We start from the raw sequence: 14,991 nt of genomic DNA, 5'->3' as shown, positions 1-14,991 counted from the left end.
TGCTCCCCTTCCCCGGCGCGTCCTTCACGGGCGGGCCCGTCGTGTGCCCGGTCTTTTCGCGTCTCGGCTCAGCGTCAGTTTACCGGCGACGATGTCCCTGGCGACATCGCTGATGTAACGACCCTGGGCGTACGCGTGGCCTCGCAGGCGCGCCATCGCCTCGTCGATTCCCACGCCGAGGTCGACCATCACCATGCCCTGCGCCTGGTAGACCTCCAGCCGATAGGCCATGACCTCATCGAGGTCCGGGGTGGTCTTGCCGTCCTGGGCGCCCTCCTGTCCGTCGACCAGCAGCCCCATCGCCACCTCGGCGAAGGTGAGGGCTTGGGCGAGGCCATCGGTGGTCAGCGACCCGCACTCGTTGCGGTAGACATCGAGCGCGCCGGCCCGAGCGGCCCCCACCTGAAGGGGAAAGGCGAAGACGGCCTGGATGCCGTGCCCGTGCGCCGCGGGCGCATACCCGGGCCAGCGTCGCATGCCGTGGCTGGCCAGGTCTGGCTCCAGGACCGGGCGCCGCGACGTGTAGGCATCGATGCACGGACCCTCGCCGAGGGTGAACTGCAGCTCCTCGAGCGCTCGACTGGCCAGGCTCGAGGCGGCGATGGTCCCCCCGCCGCGGTTGTCGTCGGTCAGGAGGCTGACACCCACACCCGTGGCGGGAAGGGCGCGGGTCAGCGCGAAGCACAGTCGCTCCAACCGGCCGATCGTCCCGGGAGGTGTGTGCCGAAGGGGTGGCTCGTCGTCGATGAGCTGGTTGGCCTGGGCGAGCCGCCCCTGGGCCCCGCTCACCGGGACCGCCCCACGGCGCACGTCAGGCCCGGGCCACCGGGATCCCGACGTGAGTCAGCGGCACGAACCGTCCAGCTGCACATGTGCCCACCCGTCATCGACTCTGACCCGGTCAGGGCGCTGTCGTCGGCGTCCGGGGGCTGGCTGCTCGGCCTTCGTCAAGGATATCCCCGATGGCGTTCCGGGCCGGGGAAGCGATGACCCTCGCGAAGTCATTCTCGCCACGCCTCAGGCGAGGCCGGCCCGGTGCGCAATGACAACCAGATGCACGCGGTCTCGAGCGTCCAGCTTGGTCTGGATCCGCGAAACGTGCGTCTTCACCGTGGTCTCGCCGATGAACAGGCTCCGCGCGATCTCGGGGTTGCTGGCTCCCTGGGCCACGAGGTGCAGCACCTCCGACTCCCTCGGCGACAGGCGCCCCAGGGCTGCCACCGCCTCGGGGTGCTCTCGCCTGGGTTGCCCACGGACCAGCTGGGCGAGCACCTGCTTCTCCACGGCGACGTCACCGGCGGCCACTGCGCGAATCGCGGCGACAAGCGACTCCCGGGGCGCGTCCTTGAGGAGATAGCCGCTGGCGCCCGCCCGCAGCGCGGCGAGCACATAGTCGTCCGCACCGAAGGTCGTCAGGATGAGAATCTTTGTGGCAGAACCAGATTCGACGATCCTGCGGGTGGCCTCGATGCCGTCAACCTCGGGCATGCGAATGTCCATGAGGGCCACATCAGGTGCCAGCGTCGTGATCAGGCCGATCGCCTCCGCACCGTCGGCGGCCGTGCCCAGGACAGTGAAGTCCTCTTCGGCATCGAGGATGGCCGCGACCCCGTCACGGATGAGGAACTGGTCGTCGACGACGACCAGCGTGGTCACGGCGCGTCCCCGAGGGGCAGGACCGCGCGCACGCGGTAGCCACCGCCCGGTCGCGGTCCGGTCGTCAGCATGCCGCCACAGGCAGCCACCCGTTCATGCATTCCTGACAGTCCGTACCCCTGTGCCGGGGTACTGCCGTGCACCTCACCGGTCACCTCACCCGTCGCCTCGCTGTCGTTCTGCACGTCGATGACGAGCAGGTCGGCCTGCTGTCGCACGGCCACCGAGGTGGGCGACGCTTGCGCGTGCCGGAGTGCGTTCGTCAGGGCTTCCTGCACCACCCGGTATGCCGTGGCCGAGGCTTCGGGGGTGAGCGTGGGTTCGCCGTCGGGCGCGTCCAGGGTGATCTGCAGCCCCGACTCCCGCATCCGGCGGACCAGCTCGGGGACGTCGGGCCAGGTCGGCGGGTGGGCGGCGCTGTTGCCCTGTGTGGGGTCCCGCAACGCCTCCAGCAGGCGTCGGGTCTCGCCCAGTGCATCGCGCCCCGTGTCCTGCACCCGGAGCATCGCCTCATCCGCTCGAGCCGGGTCCGACGTCATGAACAGCCGCGCCAGCTCCGACTGCACGACGATGACGCTGAGACTGTGTGAGACCACGTCGTGGACCTCGCGGGCAAGGCTCACCCGCTGGTCCGCCACCTCCGCCTGGGCTTGGGCGGCGACCACCTGGGCAACCTGCTCGCGCAGGGTGCGCTCGTGGCGGAACGCAGCCCCCAGCGCAAAGATCCACCACGAGTTCAAACCCCACGCCCAGGCGTTGTCGACGTTGATCTGAGGGATGACGCTGGTCCACAGCAGGACCGGGACCTCTGGCAGGAAGAGGGCGGCGTACTTCGCCACACCTGTGCCGTAGCGACCGCAGGCGAACACGGCGACCACGAGCAGGTAGAGGCCGGCAAGCAGGAACGCGTGCAGCTGCGCCGTCGTCGTCACGACGAGCGAGCCGACCACCACGACCAGCGCGGCAACCGGATGGGTCCGCCGCAGGCACAGGGCGACCGCGGAGGCGGTCAGTGCCACAGCGAAGGGCCACCTCGCGCCGTGCACCGCAACGGTCTGTGGACCGGTGACCCACAGCTCGACCTGCCCCGCGGCCCACAGTGCCGCGGGAACCGCCCAGTCCCGCCAGGTCAGACGGTGCAGCAGCCCCGACATGGCCCAAGGCTACGCGGGTCGAGGTGGGCGGACGTCGTCCTCAGGTCCACATCGCCGTCAGCGCGCAGGACGACGAGGTCGGACCTTGACGAGGACGCGGTCGGGTCGTCGCCAAGGCCACCCTGCAGGGATACCCCCTGCCCCGCGGGCTCACGACAAAGGAAAATGCTGATGAGACAGACCCAGCTCGTGCCGACCGCGATCGGCGCCGCCGCGCTCGTCCTGGCGGCCTCCGCCTGTGGGGCCGTTTCGTTCTCGAAGGGAACTCCCCTGCCCGCCAACGAGTTGCGTGCGGCGGTGGGCGAGGTGAAGGCAGCGGGCAAGCCGGCCTACTACCTCGGCTCCAGGGTTGGCGACCTCCCCTTGACCGCCTTGGACCTGGTCGAGGAGAACGCGCCGGCCTTCCAGGTCCAGGCTGACTACGGGACCTGCACCGGCGGTGACGGCGGGTGCTCGGCCCCGGTGGTCGTCTCGACCAATGATCGGCGTCCCGACGTCCAGGGCACGCACTGTCGCCGCCTGGACCCTCAGCTCGGCGTGCCCGCTGGGATCCTGATGGGCGAGCTGACCCTGGTCAGCGGTGGGCTGCTGGTCACGGTGTCGGACTTCCGTGACCGCGACGGCAGTGACGACGACGTCCAGCCCGCCCTGCGCCTCCTCCCCCAGCTGCAGGCTGTGGGGACGACACAGCCGGTGGGCACCCTGCCCCCGCCGGATGCGGCCGCGGCTGCATGGATGGACGAGGTGTGCGGCAGTACACCCGGCCTGGAGGCCGCACATGACTTCGAGGCCGAGCAGAACCCCCTCGACAACGCCCACGTCCCTGACTTCACCGTCGAACGCCTAGGTGGCGGAGAGCTGGCGTGGGCGGACTACCGCGGCAAGCCCGTGGTGATCGCCGTCGGGTCCGTCGCACAGGTGTCGGCGACGGTGCGGCACCTGCAGCCGCTGCTCGCGAACACTCCCTCGCACCCCACTCTGCTCGGGCTGGTGACCGACCCCACCGGCGACAAGCTCAACCCGCGCCCCGTGTCCGCCATCGAGCAGGAGGCGGGAGCACTGCCCGTGCCCGTCGGGTATGCCGCCGTGCCCCTGTCCGCGGTGTGGTTCCTCGACGCCGCCGGAAACACGGGGGCCGAATCCCCCTGGGACTCCGGAGTCGTGGCGTTCGTCGACGCGACCGGCACCGTGGTGCGGTTTGCCGCGCCCTCCCTGCCGGACGCCCAGGCGAGGGAGTGGGCTCGTGCGCTGGGCTGAGGTGCTGACGCCCACGGCCGTGCCACCCTCACTACGCGAGGTCACCAGCGAGCCAATCCTCACGGCGCCCAAGCCATCACGCTCGTTCGGACCGTTCTCTCGATCGCCCTCGCGTTCGATGTCCTGGCCCCAACGACTTCCATGGGGTCGACCTCGTCCTCTGGCGGTGGAACTGGTCGCGGCCGGCCAAGGCGCTCAACACGTCGTGCATCGTGCTGGCGTGCCTGGTAGGTCAGGTCGGCTGGGCGACGGTGTTCGCCGGTGTCGTCCTGGTCGCCAAGATCTGGTCGTGCCTGCGGCTGCGGACGTTGATCGGCGCCCAGGCGCTGGAGGTGGACCGTGGACGCCGCTACTGACCTGACCGCCCGCGACGGGCTCACGCGACTCAGGTGGGCCGGACCGGCTCCTGGACCGGCTCCTGGGCCTGCTTGGGGCGACGGTGCCGGGCACCTCGGTGGTTGCGCTCAGCGCCGTGCTGGGGGTCCCTCCGCCGGCCCTGGTCAGCGTGATGGCTGGCACCGCAAGGCTCCGGCTGTCGCTCTTCGTCGTGGCGTGCCTGACTGGACGTCTGGTGCGCTTCGCGGTCATCGCCCGGCCGGTCGCCCATCTGGTGGCCACACCCAGTGCCTAGACACGGTCACGAGGGCCCGGTGACTGGACCAGCCATCGGCGAGTGCAGACGGGCAGTTGCGCCTCATGCGGGCGCACCCACGGGACCTCACCTCGGAAACGGCGGCCGGGGCGTGCGGTATCGAGCAACGGTGTGGAAGGGGTCGAGGATCTCGAAGACTCGGGCCACGGTTCCGCTCGCGCCCGCAAGCACCAGGCAGCCATCGGCGTTGGCCTCGAGCACCGCCTCGACGCAGGCGGAGTCGCAGAAGGACAGGTTGGAGACGTCCAGGACCACTGTCATGCGGCCCTTGGAGAGCCCCGCGCTCAGGGCGCCCTCCAAGGTGTGCCGGGTGTTGATGTCGGCTTCTCCGAACAGCTCGACGACCCACACGGCGCCGTCGTCGTAGTGGACCGCTGCCAGGGCGTTCGATCGCCTGCGGATGCGCACCCGATAGCCGGGGTCCCGCAGTCCGGTCACCGTCGCCGTCGCAGCTGACGTCGCCACAGCACCTACGCCACCACGGGCGACGGCATGGACCAGCTGCAGATCTGGGCGGCCAACCTGGCCTGACGGTGGCATCTGAGGATTCCGGACTTCGCAGTGCGCCACCGGGTCCGGGGTAGCCTCAAACCCCACGGTACGCCGCGAACGCCTCCACCGACATGCGCGCAACCGATATCGACCCGAGTTGCCGATATGTCCCGCGCCGACTCACGCTCAGGGCCTTTGGTCCCTGTTCGGCAGACCACCCGGCCAAGACACTTGGCGCGACCGGAGCGGCGGATGAGCAGGCCTCGTGCGCCGCGCAGCCATCTGCTGCAGGACTATCGTCAACACGTGCGCGGCAGCGTCCGCGCGCTGGTGGAGGCCACCATGAAGAGCACGACCCCGTCCGACAACGCCGTCCCGGGACGGGCCGTACTGATGCTCGTCCTCGCGACGGTGGGCTTCGCACTGAACTTCTGGGCGTGGGCGTTGCTCAGCCCGTTGGGCCCACGGTTCAAGGAGCTGCTCTCCCTGTCGGGCTCGCAGCAGGCGCTACTGGTCGCGGTCCCCGTGCTGGTGGGATCCCTCGGCCGGATCCCGGTGGGTGCCCTGACGGACCGCTTCGGAGGCCGGGTGATGTTCCCCATCGTGTCGCTGGCGACCATCGTCCCGGTGCTCTTCATCGGCTTGGTGGGCCACTCGTCGCTGACGATGCTGCTGATCGGCGGGCTCTTCCTGGGCATCGGTGGGACCACCTTCGCCATCGGGGTTCCGTTCGTGAGCGCCTGGTTTCCCCCGGAGAGGCGCGGTTTCGCCATTGGGGTGTTCGGCGCGGGGATGGGCGGCACCGCGATCAGCGCGCTGACCACTGTCAAGCTCGTCAAGGGCATCGGCACGTCGGCGCCCTTCCTGATCACAGCGGCCGCCCTCGCGGCGTATGCCGTGGTGGCCTGGGTCCTGCTCCGCGACGCCCCCGGACGCACCGTCCCGACGACGTCGGTGACCGCGCGCCTTACCTCGGCGGCCCGACTGCCGATCGCCTGGCAGGCCTGCCTCCTCTACGCGGTGGCCTTCGGTGGCTACGTGGCCTTCTCGGTCTACCTGCCGGCCTACCTCAAGACGGCCTACGGCCTGGACCAGGCCGACGCGGCCAACCGGATGGCGGGTTTCGTCCTGCTCGCGGTGGTGATGCGCCCCGTCGGCGGCTGGCTCTCCGACCGGATCGGGCCGATCCCGGTCCTCGCCGTCGTGTACGCCGTGGTGGCAGCCGGGGCTGCGGTGCAGGCGTTCACCCCGGGTCTGGCTCCCGTGGGGACCGTCGCGTTCCTGAGCATGGCCGCAGCCCTCGGCGCCGGCAGCGGCGCGACCTTCGCCCTCGTCGCGCTCGCGGCGCCCCCGGCGCAGGTCGGAGCCGTCACCGGCCTGGTCGGAGCCGCCGGTGGCCTCGGCGGGTTCGTCCCGCCCCTGGTCATGGGGGCCGTGTACGGCCGCTATGGCTCCTACGGGGTCGGCTTGGCGCTGCTGAGCCTGGTCGCAGTCGCTGCCCTGCTTCTCACCTCGACGATCGTGCGCTCGACGGCCCGACGTCGCGTGGCCGCAGCCGTCGCCTGATGTGCGAGTACTGCGGCTGCCAGAGCATCACCGTCATTGCCGAGCTGACGCGCGAGCACGACGCCGTGGTGGCGGAGCTGGCCAAGGTGCGGCGACAGCTCGGCGAGGCAGACCTGGACGCGGTGGCACAGACCGCCCGACGGCTCACGGAGATCCTCGGGCCGCACACGCAGGTGGAGGAGCACGGGCTCTTCCCCCTGATGGCCGGGGACTTTCCCGACCACGTCACGGCACTACGTGGTGACCATCGACTGATCGAGGACGTGCTCGCCGAGGCGTCCGTGCGGACCCCGACCGACGCCACCTGGCCGGCTCGGATGCTCGACGTCGTGGAGCTGCTGCGCGAGCACATCCTCAAGGAGCAGGACGGCCTCTTCCCGGCGACCCTCAGCGTGATCGACACCGAGGGCTGGCAGAGCGTCGAGGCGACCCGGGCCCGGGTCGGCACGGGACTGACGACCATGGTCGGGGCCGGAAGCCTCGCGCCAGAGGAGGACGAATGAGCACGCACCAGAAGACCTCACGCGACCCGGGCGGCCTCGACGGACCCCTGTCCGAGGCACTGGTCGGCACCCGGCGGTTCTTCACCCGGGCAGAGGTCTCGGAGGACCGCCGCACCATGTACGCCAAGGGCGGCCGCGAGGGTGACTCGTTCTATCGCGACCGGTGGGCGCACGACAAGGTGGTCCGCTCGACCCATGGCGTGAACTGCACCGGCTCCTGCTCCTGGAAGGTCTACGTCAAGGACGGGATCATCACCTGGGAGTCCCAGCAAACCGACTACCCCACGACGGGACCCGACCGACCCGAGTACGAGCCGCGCGGCTGTCCGCGGGGTGCGGCGTTCTCCTGGTACACCTACTCCCCCACCAGGGTTCGCTACCCCTATGTCCGTGGTGTCCTGCTGGAGATGTACCGCGAGGCCAAGGCCCGACTGGGCGACCCGGTCCTTGCCTGGGCCGACATCGTGGGTGACCCCGAGAAGGCCAAGCGCTACAAGTCGGCCCGAGGCAAGGGTGGACTTGTCCGCGCCTCCTGGGGTGAGGCCGCCGAGATCGTCGCGGCGGCGAACGTGCACACCATCAAGGCCTGGGGCCCCGACCGCGTGGCAGGCTTCTCCCCCATCCCGGCCATGTCCATGGTCAGCCATGCCTCCGGAGCCAGGTTCACGTCGCTGATCGGCGGCGCGATGCTGTCGTTCTACGACTGGTACGCCGACCTCCCCGTGGCTTCGCCGCAGATCTGGGGCGACCAGACCGACGTCCCGGAGTCCGGCGACTGGTGGGATGCCGGCTACCTCATGATGTGGGGTTCCAACGTCCCCGTCACCCGCACACCGGACGCGCACTGGATGACCGAAGCCCGCTACAACGGTCAGAAGGTCGTCGTCGTGTCCCCGGACTACGCGGACAACGTCAAGTTCGCCGACGAGTGGCTCGCTGCCGCACCCGGCACCGACGGCGCGCTGGCGATGGCAATGGGCCACGTCGTCCTCAAGGAGTTCTTCGTCGACCGGACCATCGAGTACTTCGAGGACTACACCCGCCGCTTCACCGACCTGCCCTTCCTGATCCAGCTCGAGCCGTACGCCGCGAAGGCCGCGGGCAGTGGCGCCGCGCCGGCCGACGAAGCCGGCCCTCACACGGCATACCGACCGGGGAAGTTCCTCACGGCGGCAGACCTCGGCGGCGCGGAGGCGACCACCGAGAACGCGCACTTTCGTACCGTGCTCCTGGACTCCCGCACCGGTGAGCCTGTGGTCCCCAACGGCTCCCTCGGCGACCGCTTCGGCGACGCCGGCATGGGGAAGTGGAACCTCGACCTCGGCGACGTCACACCGGCCCTGAGCCTGCTCTCCACGAGCACCGAAGCGGTGCTCGTGGACCTGCCTCGTTTCGACACCGCTGACCCGACGACCGACGTCCTCCGACGAGGGGTGCCGACCAGACGGGTCAACGGTCACCTCGTCACCACCGTCTTCGATCTTCTGCTCGCCCAGTACGGCGTGTCCCGGGACAGGCTTCCCGGTGAGTGGCCCTCCGGCTACGACGACGTGGACGGGCTGTACACCCCGGCCTGGCAGGAGCCGATCACCTCCGTGCCGGCCGCGGCAGTGGCCCGCATCGCCCGGGAGTTCGCGCAGAACGCGGCCGACACCAAGGGCCGGTCGATGATCATCATGGGCGCGGGCACGAACCACTGGTTCCACTCCGACGCGATCTACCGCTGCATGATCCTGCTCACCACCATCACCGGGTGCCAGGGCCGCAACGGGGGCGGGTGGGCGCACTACGTGGGCCAGGAGAAGGCGCGCCCCATCACCGGTTGGGCGCAGATGGCCTTCGGCCTGGACTGGGTACGTCCGCCTCGACAGATGATCCAGACGGCGTACTGGTACCTGCACACTGATCAGTACCGCTACGACCACTACACCGCGGACCGGCTTGCGGGTGGCACGGGGTCCGGGGCGTTCGAGGGCATGAGCACCGCCGACGCGCTGGCACTGTCCACCCGGCTCGGCTGGATGCCTTCGCATCCCACGTTCAACCGCAACCCCCTCGACCTGGCCGACGATGCCCGGACGTCGGGCAAGCCGGTCGACGAGTACGTCGTCGACCAGCTCAAGTCCGGTGAGCTCCGGTTCGCCTGCGAGGATCCCGACGCACCCGAGAACTGGCCGCGCGTACTGATGATGTGGCGGGCCAACCTGTTCGGGTCCTCGGCCAAGGGCAACGAGTACTTCCTCAAGCACCTGCTCGGAACCGACAGTGCCGTGTTCGCCACCGAGTCGCCGGAGCAGTCCCGGCCACGCGACCTCGTGTGGCGGGACGAGGCCCCCGAGGGCAAGCTCGACCTGCTGTGCGTCCTGGACTTCCGGATGACCAGCTCGACGATCTTCAGCGACGTCGTGCTACCGGCCGCCACGTGGTACGAGAAGCACGACATCAACACCACGGACATGCACCCGTTCATCCACTCGTTCAACCCGGCGATCAGCCCGCCGTGGCAGACCAAGACCGACTGGGACATCTTCCAGACCATCGCCGAGGCCTTCGCCCCGATGGGGGCCAAGCACCTCGGCGTGCGCGAGGACCTGGTCGCGGCTCCCCTCCTGCACGACACCCCGGACGCCATGGCGACGCCCCACGGGAGGGTCCTGGACTGGAAGAAGGGCGAGTGCGAGCCGGTCCCCGGCAAGACCATGCCCCGACTCCTCGTGGTCGAAAGGGACTACGGGGCCATCTTCGACAAGATGGGTGCGCTCGGGCCGCTCATGGAGGAGCTGGGCACGGTCACCAAGGGCGTGGCCTACGACGTCAAGCGCGAGGTCGACTACCTCGCGCGCAAGAACGGCACGGTCCGCGGTGGCGTCGCGGACGGGCGTCCCTCGCTCAAGCGTGACGTCCACGTGGCCGAGACGATCATGGCGCTGTCGGGCACCACCAACGGACACCTGGCCACCCAGGGATTCAAGACGCTCGAGAAGCGCACCGGCCAGCTCATGAACGACCTGGCCGCGGAGCACGAGGGCAAGATGATCACCTTCGCCGACACCCAGGCCGCACCCGTGCCCGTCATCACCTCGCCCGAGTGGTCGGGCTCGGAGGCCGGCGGGCGCCGCTACAGCCCGTTCACGATCAACGTCGAACGGCTCAAGCCCTGGCACACCCTGACCGGTCGCCAGCACTTCTACCTCGACCACGACTGGATGCAGGAGCTCGGCGAGGGGCTGCCCATCTATCGACCACCTCTGGACATGACCGACATCTTCGGGGAACCGAAGGTCGGCACCGTGAGCGAGCTCGGGGTCACCGTCCGCTACCTCACGCCGCACAACAAGTGGTCGATCCACAGCGAGTACCAGGACAACCTGTTCATGCTCTCGCTGTCCCGCGGTGGCCAGGCGATCTGGATCTCCGACCAGGACGCCGCCAAGGTCGGGATCAAGGACAACGACTGGGTCGAGGCGGTCAACCGCAACGGCGTCGTGAACGCCAGGGCCATCGTGAGCCACCGGATGCCGGAGGGGACCGTCTACATGCACCACGCGCAGGACCGCCTCATCGACGTGCCGCGGACCGAGAAGACGGGGCGTCGTGGCGGCATCCACAACTCGCTGACCCGGATCCTGATGAAACCCAGCCACCTCGTCGGCGGCTATGCCCAGCTCTGCTTCGCGTTCAACTATCTCGGGCCGACCGGCAACCAGCGGGACGAAGTCACCGTGATCCGTCGTCGCTCGCAGGAGGTGCAGTACTGATGAGGGTGATGGCGCAGATGGCCATGGTCATGAACCTCGACAAGTGCATCGGTTGCCACACCTGCTCGGTGACCTGCAAGCAGGCGTGGACCAACCGGCCGGGCACCGAGTACGTCTGGTTCAACAACGTCGAGACCCGTCCGGGCCTGGGCTACCCCCGCACGTACGAGGACCAGCAGGAGTGGAAGGGCGGCTGGATCCGCACCTCTCACGGGCGGCTCAAGCTCAGGGCCGGCGGGCGGTTCACCAAGCTCGCCACGATCTTCTCCAACCCCAAGCTGCCGTCGATCCAGGACTACTACGAGCCTTGGACCTACGACTACGAGACTCTCATCAACGCCCCCGCCCAGGAGCACTTCCCCGTCGCCCGTCCCTACTCCCTCATCAGCGGCAAGCCGATGAACGTCGCCTGGTCGGCCAACTGGGACGACAACCTGGGCGGCAGCCAGGAGCACGCCTCGCGGGACCTGATGCTCCAGGGCATCTCCGACAAGGTGAAGCTCGAGTTCGAACAGACCTTCATGTTCTACCTGCCGCGGATCTGCGAGCACTGCCTCAACCCGTCGTGCGCGGCGTCCTGCCCCAGCGGCGCGATCTACAAGCGCTCCGAGGACGGCATCGTCCTCGTCGACCAGGACAAGTGCCGGGGCTGGCGCATGTGCGTCTCCGGGTGCCCTTATAAGAAGATCTACTTCAACCACAAGACCGGCAAGGCCGAGAAGTGCACCTTCTGCTACCCCCGCATCGAGGTCGGGATCCCGACGGTCTGCTCCGAGACCTGCGTGGGACGACTGCGCTACATCGGGCTCATCCTCTACGACGCCGACCGCGTCCTCGAGGCCGCGTCGGTCGAGGACGACCACGACCTCTACGAAGCGCAGCGCTCGGTCTTCCTTGATCCGAACGACCCTGCGGTACAACGCGAAGCCGAGCTGGCCGGCATACCGACCGACTGGGTGGACGCCGCCAAGCGCTCTCCCATCCACGCCCTGATCAACCGCTACAAGGTGGCGCTCCCCCTGCACCCGGAGTACCGCACGATGCCGATGGTCTGGTACATCCCGCCGTTGTCCCCTGTCGTCGACGTCGTCAAGGACTCGGGTTTCGACGCCGAGAGCCAGCCCAACCTCTTCGCCGCGATCGACACGCTGCGGATCCCCGTGGAGTACCTCGCGAACCTGTTCACGGCCGGTGACACCGCGCCCGTCGATGCGGTCCTGAAGAAGCTGGCCGCGATGCGCGCGTACATGCGTGACATCAACCTCGGCAAGGACCCCGACGACTCCATCCCCGCATCGGTCGGGATGGACGGCGAGTCGATGTACGACATGTTCCGTCTCCTGGCCATCGCCAAGTACGACGAGCGCTACGTCATCCCCACCGCGCACGCGGAGCAGGCCCACGCCCTCGAGGAGCTCGCCACCGACTGCTCGCTCAACTACGACGGTGGCCCCGGGATGGGCGGTGGCTCGGGACCTTTCGGCGAGGGATCCGGAGAGCTCACCCCTGTCGCCGTGGAGAACTTCCACATGCTCAAGGAGCGCCAGACCTCCGACGACCTCGCTGGGGAGAGCCCGACCCGCGGCCGGGTGAACCTCCTCAACTGGGACGGCAAGGGGTCCCCTCGCGGCATGTTCCCCAAGCACGGCAAGGGGGATCGGTCATGATGCTCGGGCGCCAACGCCGATCGGGACTCCGACTCGCAGACGTCGACACGGCCACCGCATGGCAGGTCGTCTCGCTGCTCCTGGACTACCCCCGCGAGGAGCTCATCGAGCGGCGCCGGATGCTCCGTGCGGCGGTGGCCGACCTCCCCGCGTCGGTGCGTGATCCGGTATGCCGGTTCCTCACCGTGGTCGACGAGGTGCCCCTTGGCCAGCTGCAGCGGGACTACGTCGAGACGTTCGACGTCACCCGGCGCTGCTGCCTCTACCTCACCTACTTCGCCCACGGCGACACCCGCAAGCGCGGCCTGGCCCTCGTGCAGTTCAAGCAGGCGTACCGGAGGGCAGGCGCCGAGTTCGACGCACCCGAGCTGCCCGACCACCTCTGCGTCGTGCTCGAGTTCGGGGCCACGTGCGCAGTGGACGTCGCCTGGCGGCTGCTGAACGACCACCGCGCCGGGATCGAGATGCTGCGCATCGCGCTGGCCGAACGCTCCTCACCCTGGCACGACGTGGTGCTCGCCCTGGTCGCCACGCTGCCCGAGCTGCGCGGCGAGGACGAGCAGAAGATGGTCGCCCTCATCGCCAAGGGCCCACCCAAGGAGGAGGTCGGGCTCGACCTTCAGCCGTACGCCATCGACCCGCGGCTCAACCCGCATCCCGACGCCGACAGCGAGACCGTCGACCTGGGGACGACCATCCCCGTAGGAGCCCCCTGATGGACGTCTTCCTCTTCCTCATCGTCCCCTACCTGTGCCTGACCGTCTTCGTCGTCGGACACTACTGGCGCTGGACCTACGACAAGTTCGGATGGACCACGCGCTCCTCGCAGCTCTACGAGAACCGCCTGCTGCGCTGGGGCAGCCCGCTGTTCCACTTCGGCATGCTCGGGGTCATCGGTGGCCACGTGGTGGGTCTGGTGATCCCCAAGGGCTGGACGGAGTCGGCCGGGGTGGGCGAAGGGCTGTACCACTTCCTCGCCGTGGGCCTGGGAGGTCTCGCCGGGCTGGCCACCGTCGTGGGGCTGGCCATCCTGATCTACCGTCGGCGGACCGTCGGGCCGGTCTTCAGCGCCACCACGAGGATGGACAAGCTGATGTACCTACTGCTCGCCAGCGTCATCGTCCTGGGGCTGTGGAACACGGTGGCCAGCAGCATCTTCGGGCACTACGACTACCGGGAGGGCGTCTCCCCGTGGTTCCGCGGGATCTTCCTGTTCCGTCCGCGCACCGAGCTGATGGCCGACGCCCCACTGGGCTTCCAGCTGCACGCACTCATCGCGTTCGCCCTGTTCGGGCTGTGGCCGTTCACCCGGCTCGTGCACGTGTTCAGTGCGCCGCTGGGCTACCTGACCCGGCCGTACATCGTCTACCGCAGTCGCGACGAAGCCACCCGGGGCACCCGGGCACCTGGACGAGGATGGGAACGCTGATGGCAGGGAACGCAGAGATCACGCACCTGGGAGTGCTGGGAGCCCAGCTCCTCGCGGAGGCCAGAGCCTCCGCGCACCAAAGGGTGTCGCGGCTGGTGGTCACCGGGTCGCGGCAGCGCGCCGTTCTCATGGCCCTCGGCGAGGGTGGCGAGCTGGGCGAGCACGACTCCCCCGTTGCCGCGACCTTCCACGTCCTCCAGGGCCGGGCGAGGCTGCGCGCCGGCGAGGACGCCGAGTGGGTCGTCGGGGCCGGTTGCCTGGTCGAGATCCCGCCCGAGCGGCACGCGGTGACTGCCCTCACCGACTGCCTGATCCTGTTGACGGTCTCCTTGGATGTCAGTCAGGCAGGGCGCTGACGTCGGCCTGGAGCGCGACGATCTTGCCGTTGAGGTCTGTCATGCCCTGTCGGAGCTCCACGAGGATCGAGTCGAGCTTCGCGCTCAGATCCGTCAGGTCCGCACGGACCGTGGGCAGGAACGACACGACCTGCTTGAGATCCGACTCGATGCGACCCTGTGTCTGGTCGTTGGCCAGGCGACCGTCGTTGACCACGGCCTCCACCCGGCCAAGCGTTTGCTGGCCTCCGCTGCCCAGTACCTCGATCCTCCCGAGGGTCTCCGCGTTGACTGCCTTGAGGAGTCCACCGGTCTCCGTGACGACCGTCAGGATCTCTGCCGCGGCGTCACGTGCCTTCAGCGCCGCGTGGTAGGTCTTGGGCGCCACGCCGGGAAACGATCCGACCTGTCCCATGCCACCAGTGATGCAGTCGGGCGGCGTGCGGACGAGCGCATCCAACAGCATGTTCACGTCGCGATTCACGTCGTCGATCGATGCCATCGGCATCCTCCAGCCTCGTA

Annotated in this window: 15 protein-coding genes; 10 read left to right on the top strand and 5 right to left on the bottom strand. The window is 69.0% G+C overall.

The window, feature by feature from the left end; genetic code table 11:
- Positions 1 to 24: 24 nt before the first annotated feature.
- The 3 genes from AC1DYG_RS02495 to AC1DYG_RS02485 all read right to left on the bottom strand — a co-directional run bounded on the left by AC1DYG_RS02495 (position 25) and on the right by AC1DYG_RS02485 (position 2,810).
- Complete coding sequence (locus AC1DYG_RS02495; protein WP_477638320.1) at positions 25 to 789, bottom strand: GAF and ANTAR domain-containing protein; 765 nt, start codon at positions 787 to 789, stop codon at positions 25 to 27.
- Between the two features lie 228 nt (positions 790 to 1,017).
- On the bottom strand, positions 1,018 to 1,656 hold the full coding sequence (locus tag AC1DYG_RS02490) for a response regulator (RefSeq protein WP_477638319.1): 639 nt from the start codon (positions 1,654 to 1,656) through the stop codon (positions 1,018 to 1,020).
- Positions 1,653 to 2,810 (bottom strand): sensor histidine kinase, encoded by a 1,158-nt coding sequence (locus AC1DYG_RS02485; RefSeq protein WP_477638318.1) that lies wholly within the window; start codon positions 2,808 to 2,810, stop codon positions 1,653 to 1,655. Before AC1DYG_RS02485 ends, AC1DYG_RS02490 begins: the two co-directional genes overlap by 4 nt.
- Before the next feature lie 171 nt (positions 2,811 to 2,981).
- On the opposite strand from AC1DYG_RS02485, the gene AC1DYG_RS02480 reads away from it, so the two are divergent.
- The 3 genes from AC1DYG_RS02480 (at position 2,982) to AC1DYG_RS02470 (ending at position 4,698) form a co-directional block, all read left to right on the top strand.
- Positions 2,982 to 4,067: a hypothetical protein gene (locus tag AC1DYG_RS02480; RefSeq protein ID WP_477638317.1), complete on the top strand. Its 1,086-nt coding sequence runs from the start codon at positions 2,982 to 2,984 to the stop codon at positions 4,065 to 4,067.
- A gap of 212 nt (positions 4,068 to 4,279) precedes the next feature.
- On the top strand, positions 4,280 to 4,423 hold the full coding sequence (locus AC1DYG_RS02475) for a hypothetical protein (protein WP_477638316.1): 144 nt from the start codon (positions 4,280 to 4,282) through the stop codon (positions 4,421 to 4,423).
- Positions 4,424 to 4,506: 83 nt separating this feature from the next.
- Entirely contained in the window at positions 4,507 to 4,698 is a 192-nt protein-coding gene (locus tag AC1DYG_RS02470) for a hypothetical protein (RefSeq protein WP_477638315.1), read from the top strand.
- Between the two features lie 87 nt (positions 4,699 to 4,785).
- On the opposite strand, the gene AC1DYG_RS02465 is transcribed toward AC1DYG_RS02470, so the two are convergent.
- Entirely contained in the window at positions 4,786 to 5,184 is a 399-nt protein-coding gene (locus tag AC1DYG_RS02465; RefSeq protein WP_477638314.1) for an STAS domain-containing protein, read from the bottom strand.
- Positions 5,185 to 5,517: 333 nt separating this feature from the next.
- Between AC1DYG_RS02465 and AC1DYG_RS02460 the strand changes: the two genes are divergently transcribed.
- From AC1DYG_RS02460 to AC1DYG_RS02430, 7 genes are read left to right on the top strand one after another with little or no spacing between them, the layout of a single operon-like run.
- Positions 5,518 to 6,777 carry an MFS transporter gene (locus tag AC1DYG_RS02460; RefSeq protein WP_477638313.1) on the top strand — a complete coding sequence of 420 codons (1,260 nt, stop codon included), beginning with the start codon at positions 5,518 to 5,520 and terminating at the stop codon, positions 6,775 to 6,777.
- The gene (locus tag AC1DYG_RS02455; RefSeq protein WP_477638312.1) at positions 6,777 to 7,280 is read left to right on the top strand and encodes a hemerythrin domain-containing protein; all 504 of its coding nucleotides are present in this window, start codon (positions 6,777 to 6,779) and stop codon (positions 7,278 to 7,280) included. The genes AC1DYG_RS02460 and AC1DYG_RS02455 overlap by 1 nt, the downstream gene beginning before the upstream one ends.
- Positions 7,277 to 11,038, top strand: a complete 3,762-nt coding sequence (locus AC1DYG_RS02450; RefSeq protein ID WP_477638311.1) for a nitrate reductase subunit alpha — start codon at positions 7,277 to 7,279, stop codon at positions 11,036 to 11,038. Before AC1DYG_RS02455 ends, AC1DYG_RS02450 begins: the two co-directional genes overlap by 4 nt.
- Positions 11,038 to 12,705, top strand: a complete 1,668-nt coding sequence (gene narH, locus AC1DYG_RS02445; RefSeq protein WP_477638310.1) for a nitrate reductase subunit beta — start codon at positions 11,038 to 11,040, stop codon at positions 12,703 to 12,705. The genes AC1DYG_RS02450 and narH overlap by 1 nt, the downstream gene beginning before the upstream one ends.
- Positions 12,702 to 13,421: a nitrate reductase molybdenum cofactor assembly chaperone gene (gene narJ / locus AC1DYG_RS02440; protein WP_477638309.1), complete on the top strand. Its 720-nt coding sequence runs from the start codon at positions 12,702 to 12,704 to the stop codon at positions 13,419 to 13,421. Before narH ends, narJ begins: the two co-directional genes overlap by 4 nt.
- A complete protein-coding gene (narI, locus tag AC1DYG_RS02435; protein WP_477638308.1) occupies positions 13,421 to 14,134 on the top strand; it encodes a respiratory nitrate reductase subunit gamma in 714 nt (237 codons plus the stop codon). Before narJ ends, narI begins: the two co-directional genes overlap by 1 nt.
- Entirely contained in the window at positions 14,134 to 14,490 is a 357-nt protein-coding gene (locus AC1DYG_RS02430) for a cupin domain-containing protein (RefSeq protein WP_477638307.1), read from the top strand. Before narI ends, AC1DYG_RS02430 begins: the two co-directional genes overlap by 1 nt.
- Here the strand turns inward: AC1DYG_RS02430 and AC1DYG_RS02425 are convergent.
- A complete protein-coding gene (locus AC1DYG_RS02425; protein WP_477638306.1) occupies positions 14,471 to 14,971 on the bottom strand; it encodes a hypothetical protein in 501 nt (166 codons plus the stop codon). The genes AC1DYG_RS02430 and AC1DYG_RS02425 overlap by 20 nt on opposite strands.
- Positions 14,972 to 14,991: the final 20 nt, after the last annotated feature.

The sequence above is a fragment of the Pedococcus sp. P1_H8 genome, from assembly GCF_056405175.1.
Note: the sequence above shows the minus strand (reverse complement) of the source record. Positions and strands in the feature narration are given on the sequence as shown.

Coding starts and splice junctions, on each gene's coding strand:
- AC1DYG_RS02485 (WP_477638318.1), bottom strand. CDS start 2,810: ATGTCGGGGCTGCTGCACCGTCTGACCTGGCGGGACTGGGCGGTTCCC.
- AC1DYG_RS02480 (WP_477638317.1), top strand. CDS start 2,982: ATGAGACAGACCCAGCTCGTGCCGACCGCGATCGGCGCCGCCGCGCTC.
- AC1DYG_RS02455 (WP_477638312.1), top strand. CDS start 6,777: ATGTGCGAGTACTGCGGCTGCCAGAGCATCACCGTCATTGCCGAGCTG.
- AC1DYG_RS02450 (WP_477638311.1), top strand. CDS start 7,277: ATGAGCACGCACCAGAAGACCTCACGCGACCCGGGCGGCCTCGACGGA.
- narH (WP_477638310.1), top strand. CDS start 11,038: ATGAGGGTGATGGCGCAGATGGCCATGGTCATGAACCTCGACAAGTGC.
- narJ (WP_477638309.1), top strand. CDS start 12,702: ATGATGCTCGGGCGCCAACGCCGATCGGGACTCCGACTCGCAGACGTC.
- narI (WP_477638308.1), top strand. CDS start 13,421: ATGGACGTCTTCCTCTTCCTCATCGTCCCCTACCTGTGCCTGACCGTC.
- AC1DYG_RS02430 (WP_477638307.1), top strand. CDS start 14,134: ATGGCAGGGAACGCAGAGATCACGCACCTGGGAGTGCTGGGAGCCCAG.
- AC1DYG_RS02425 (WP_477638306.1), bottom strand. CDS start 14,971: ATGGCATCGATCGACGACGTGAATCGCGACGTGAACATGCTGTTGGAT.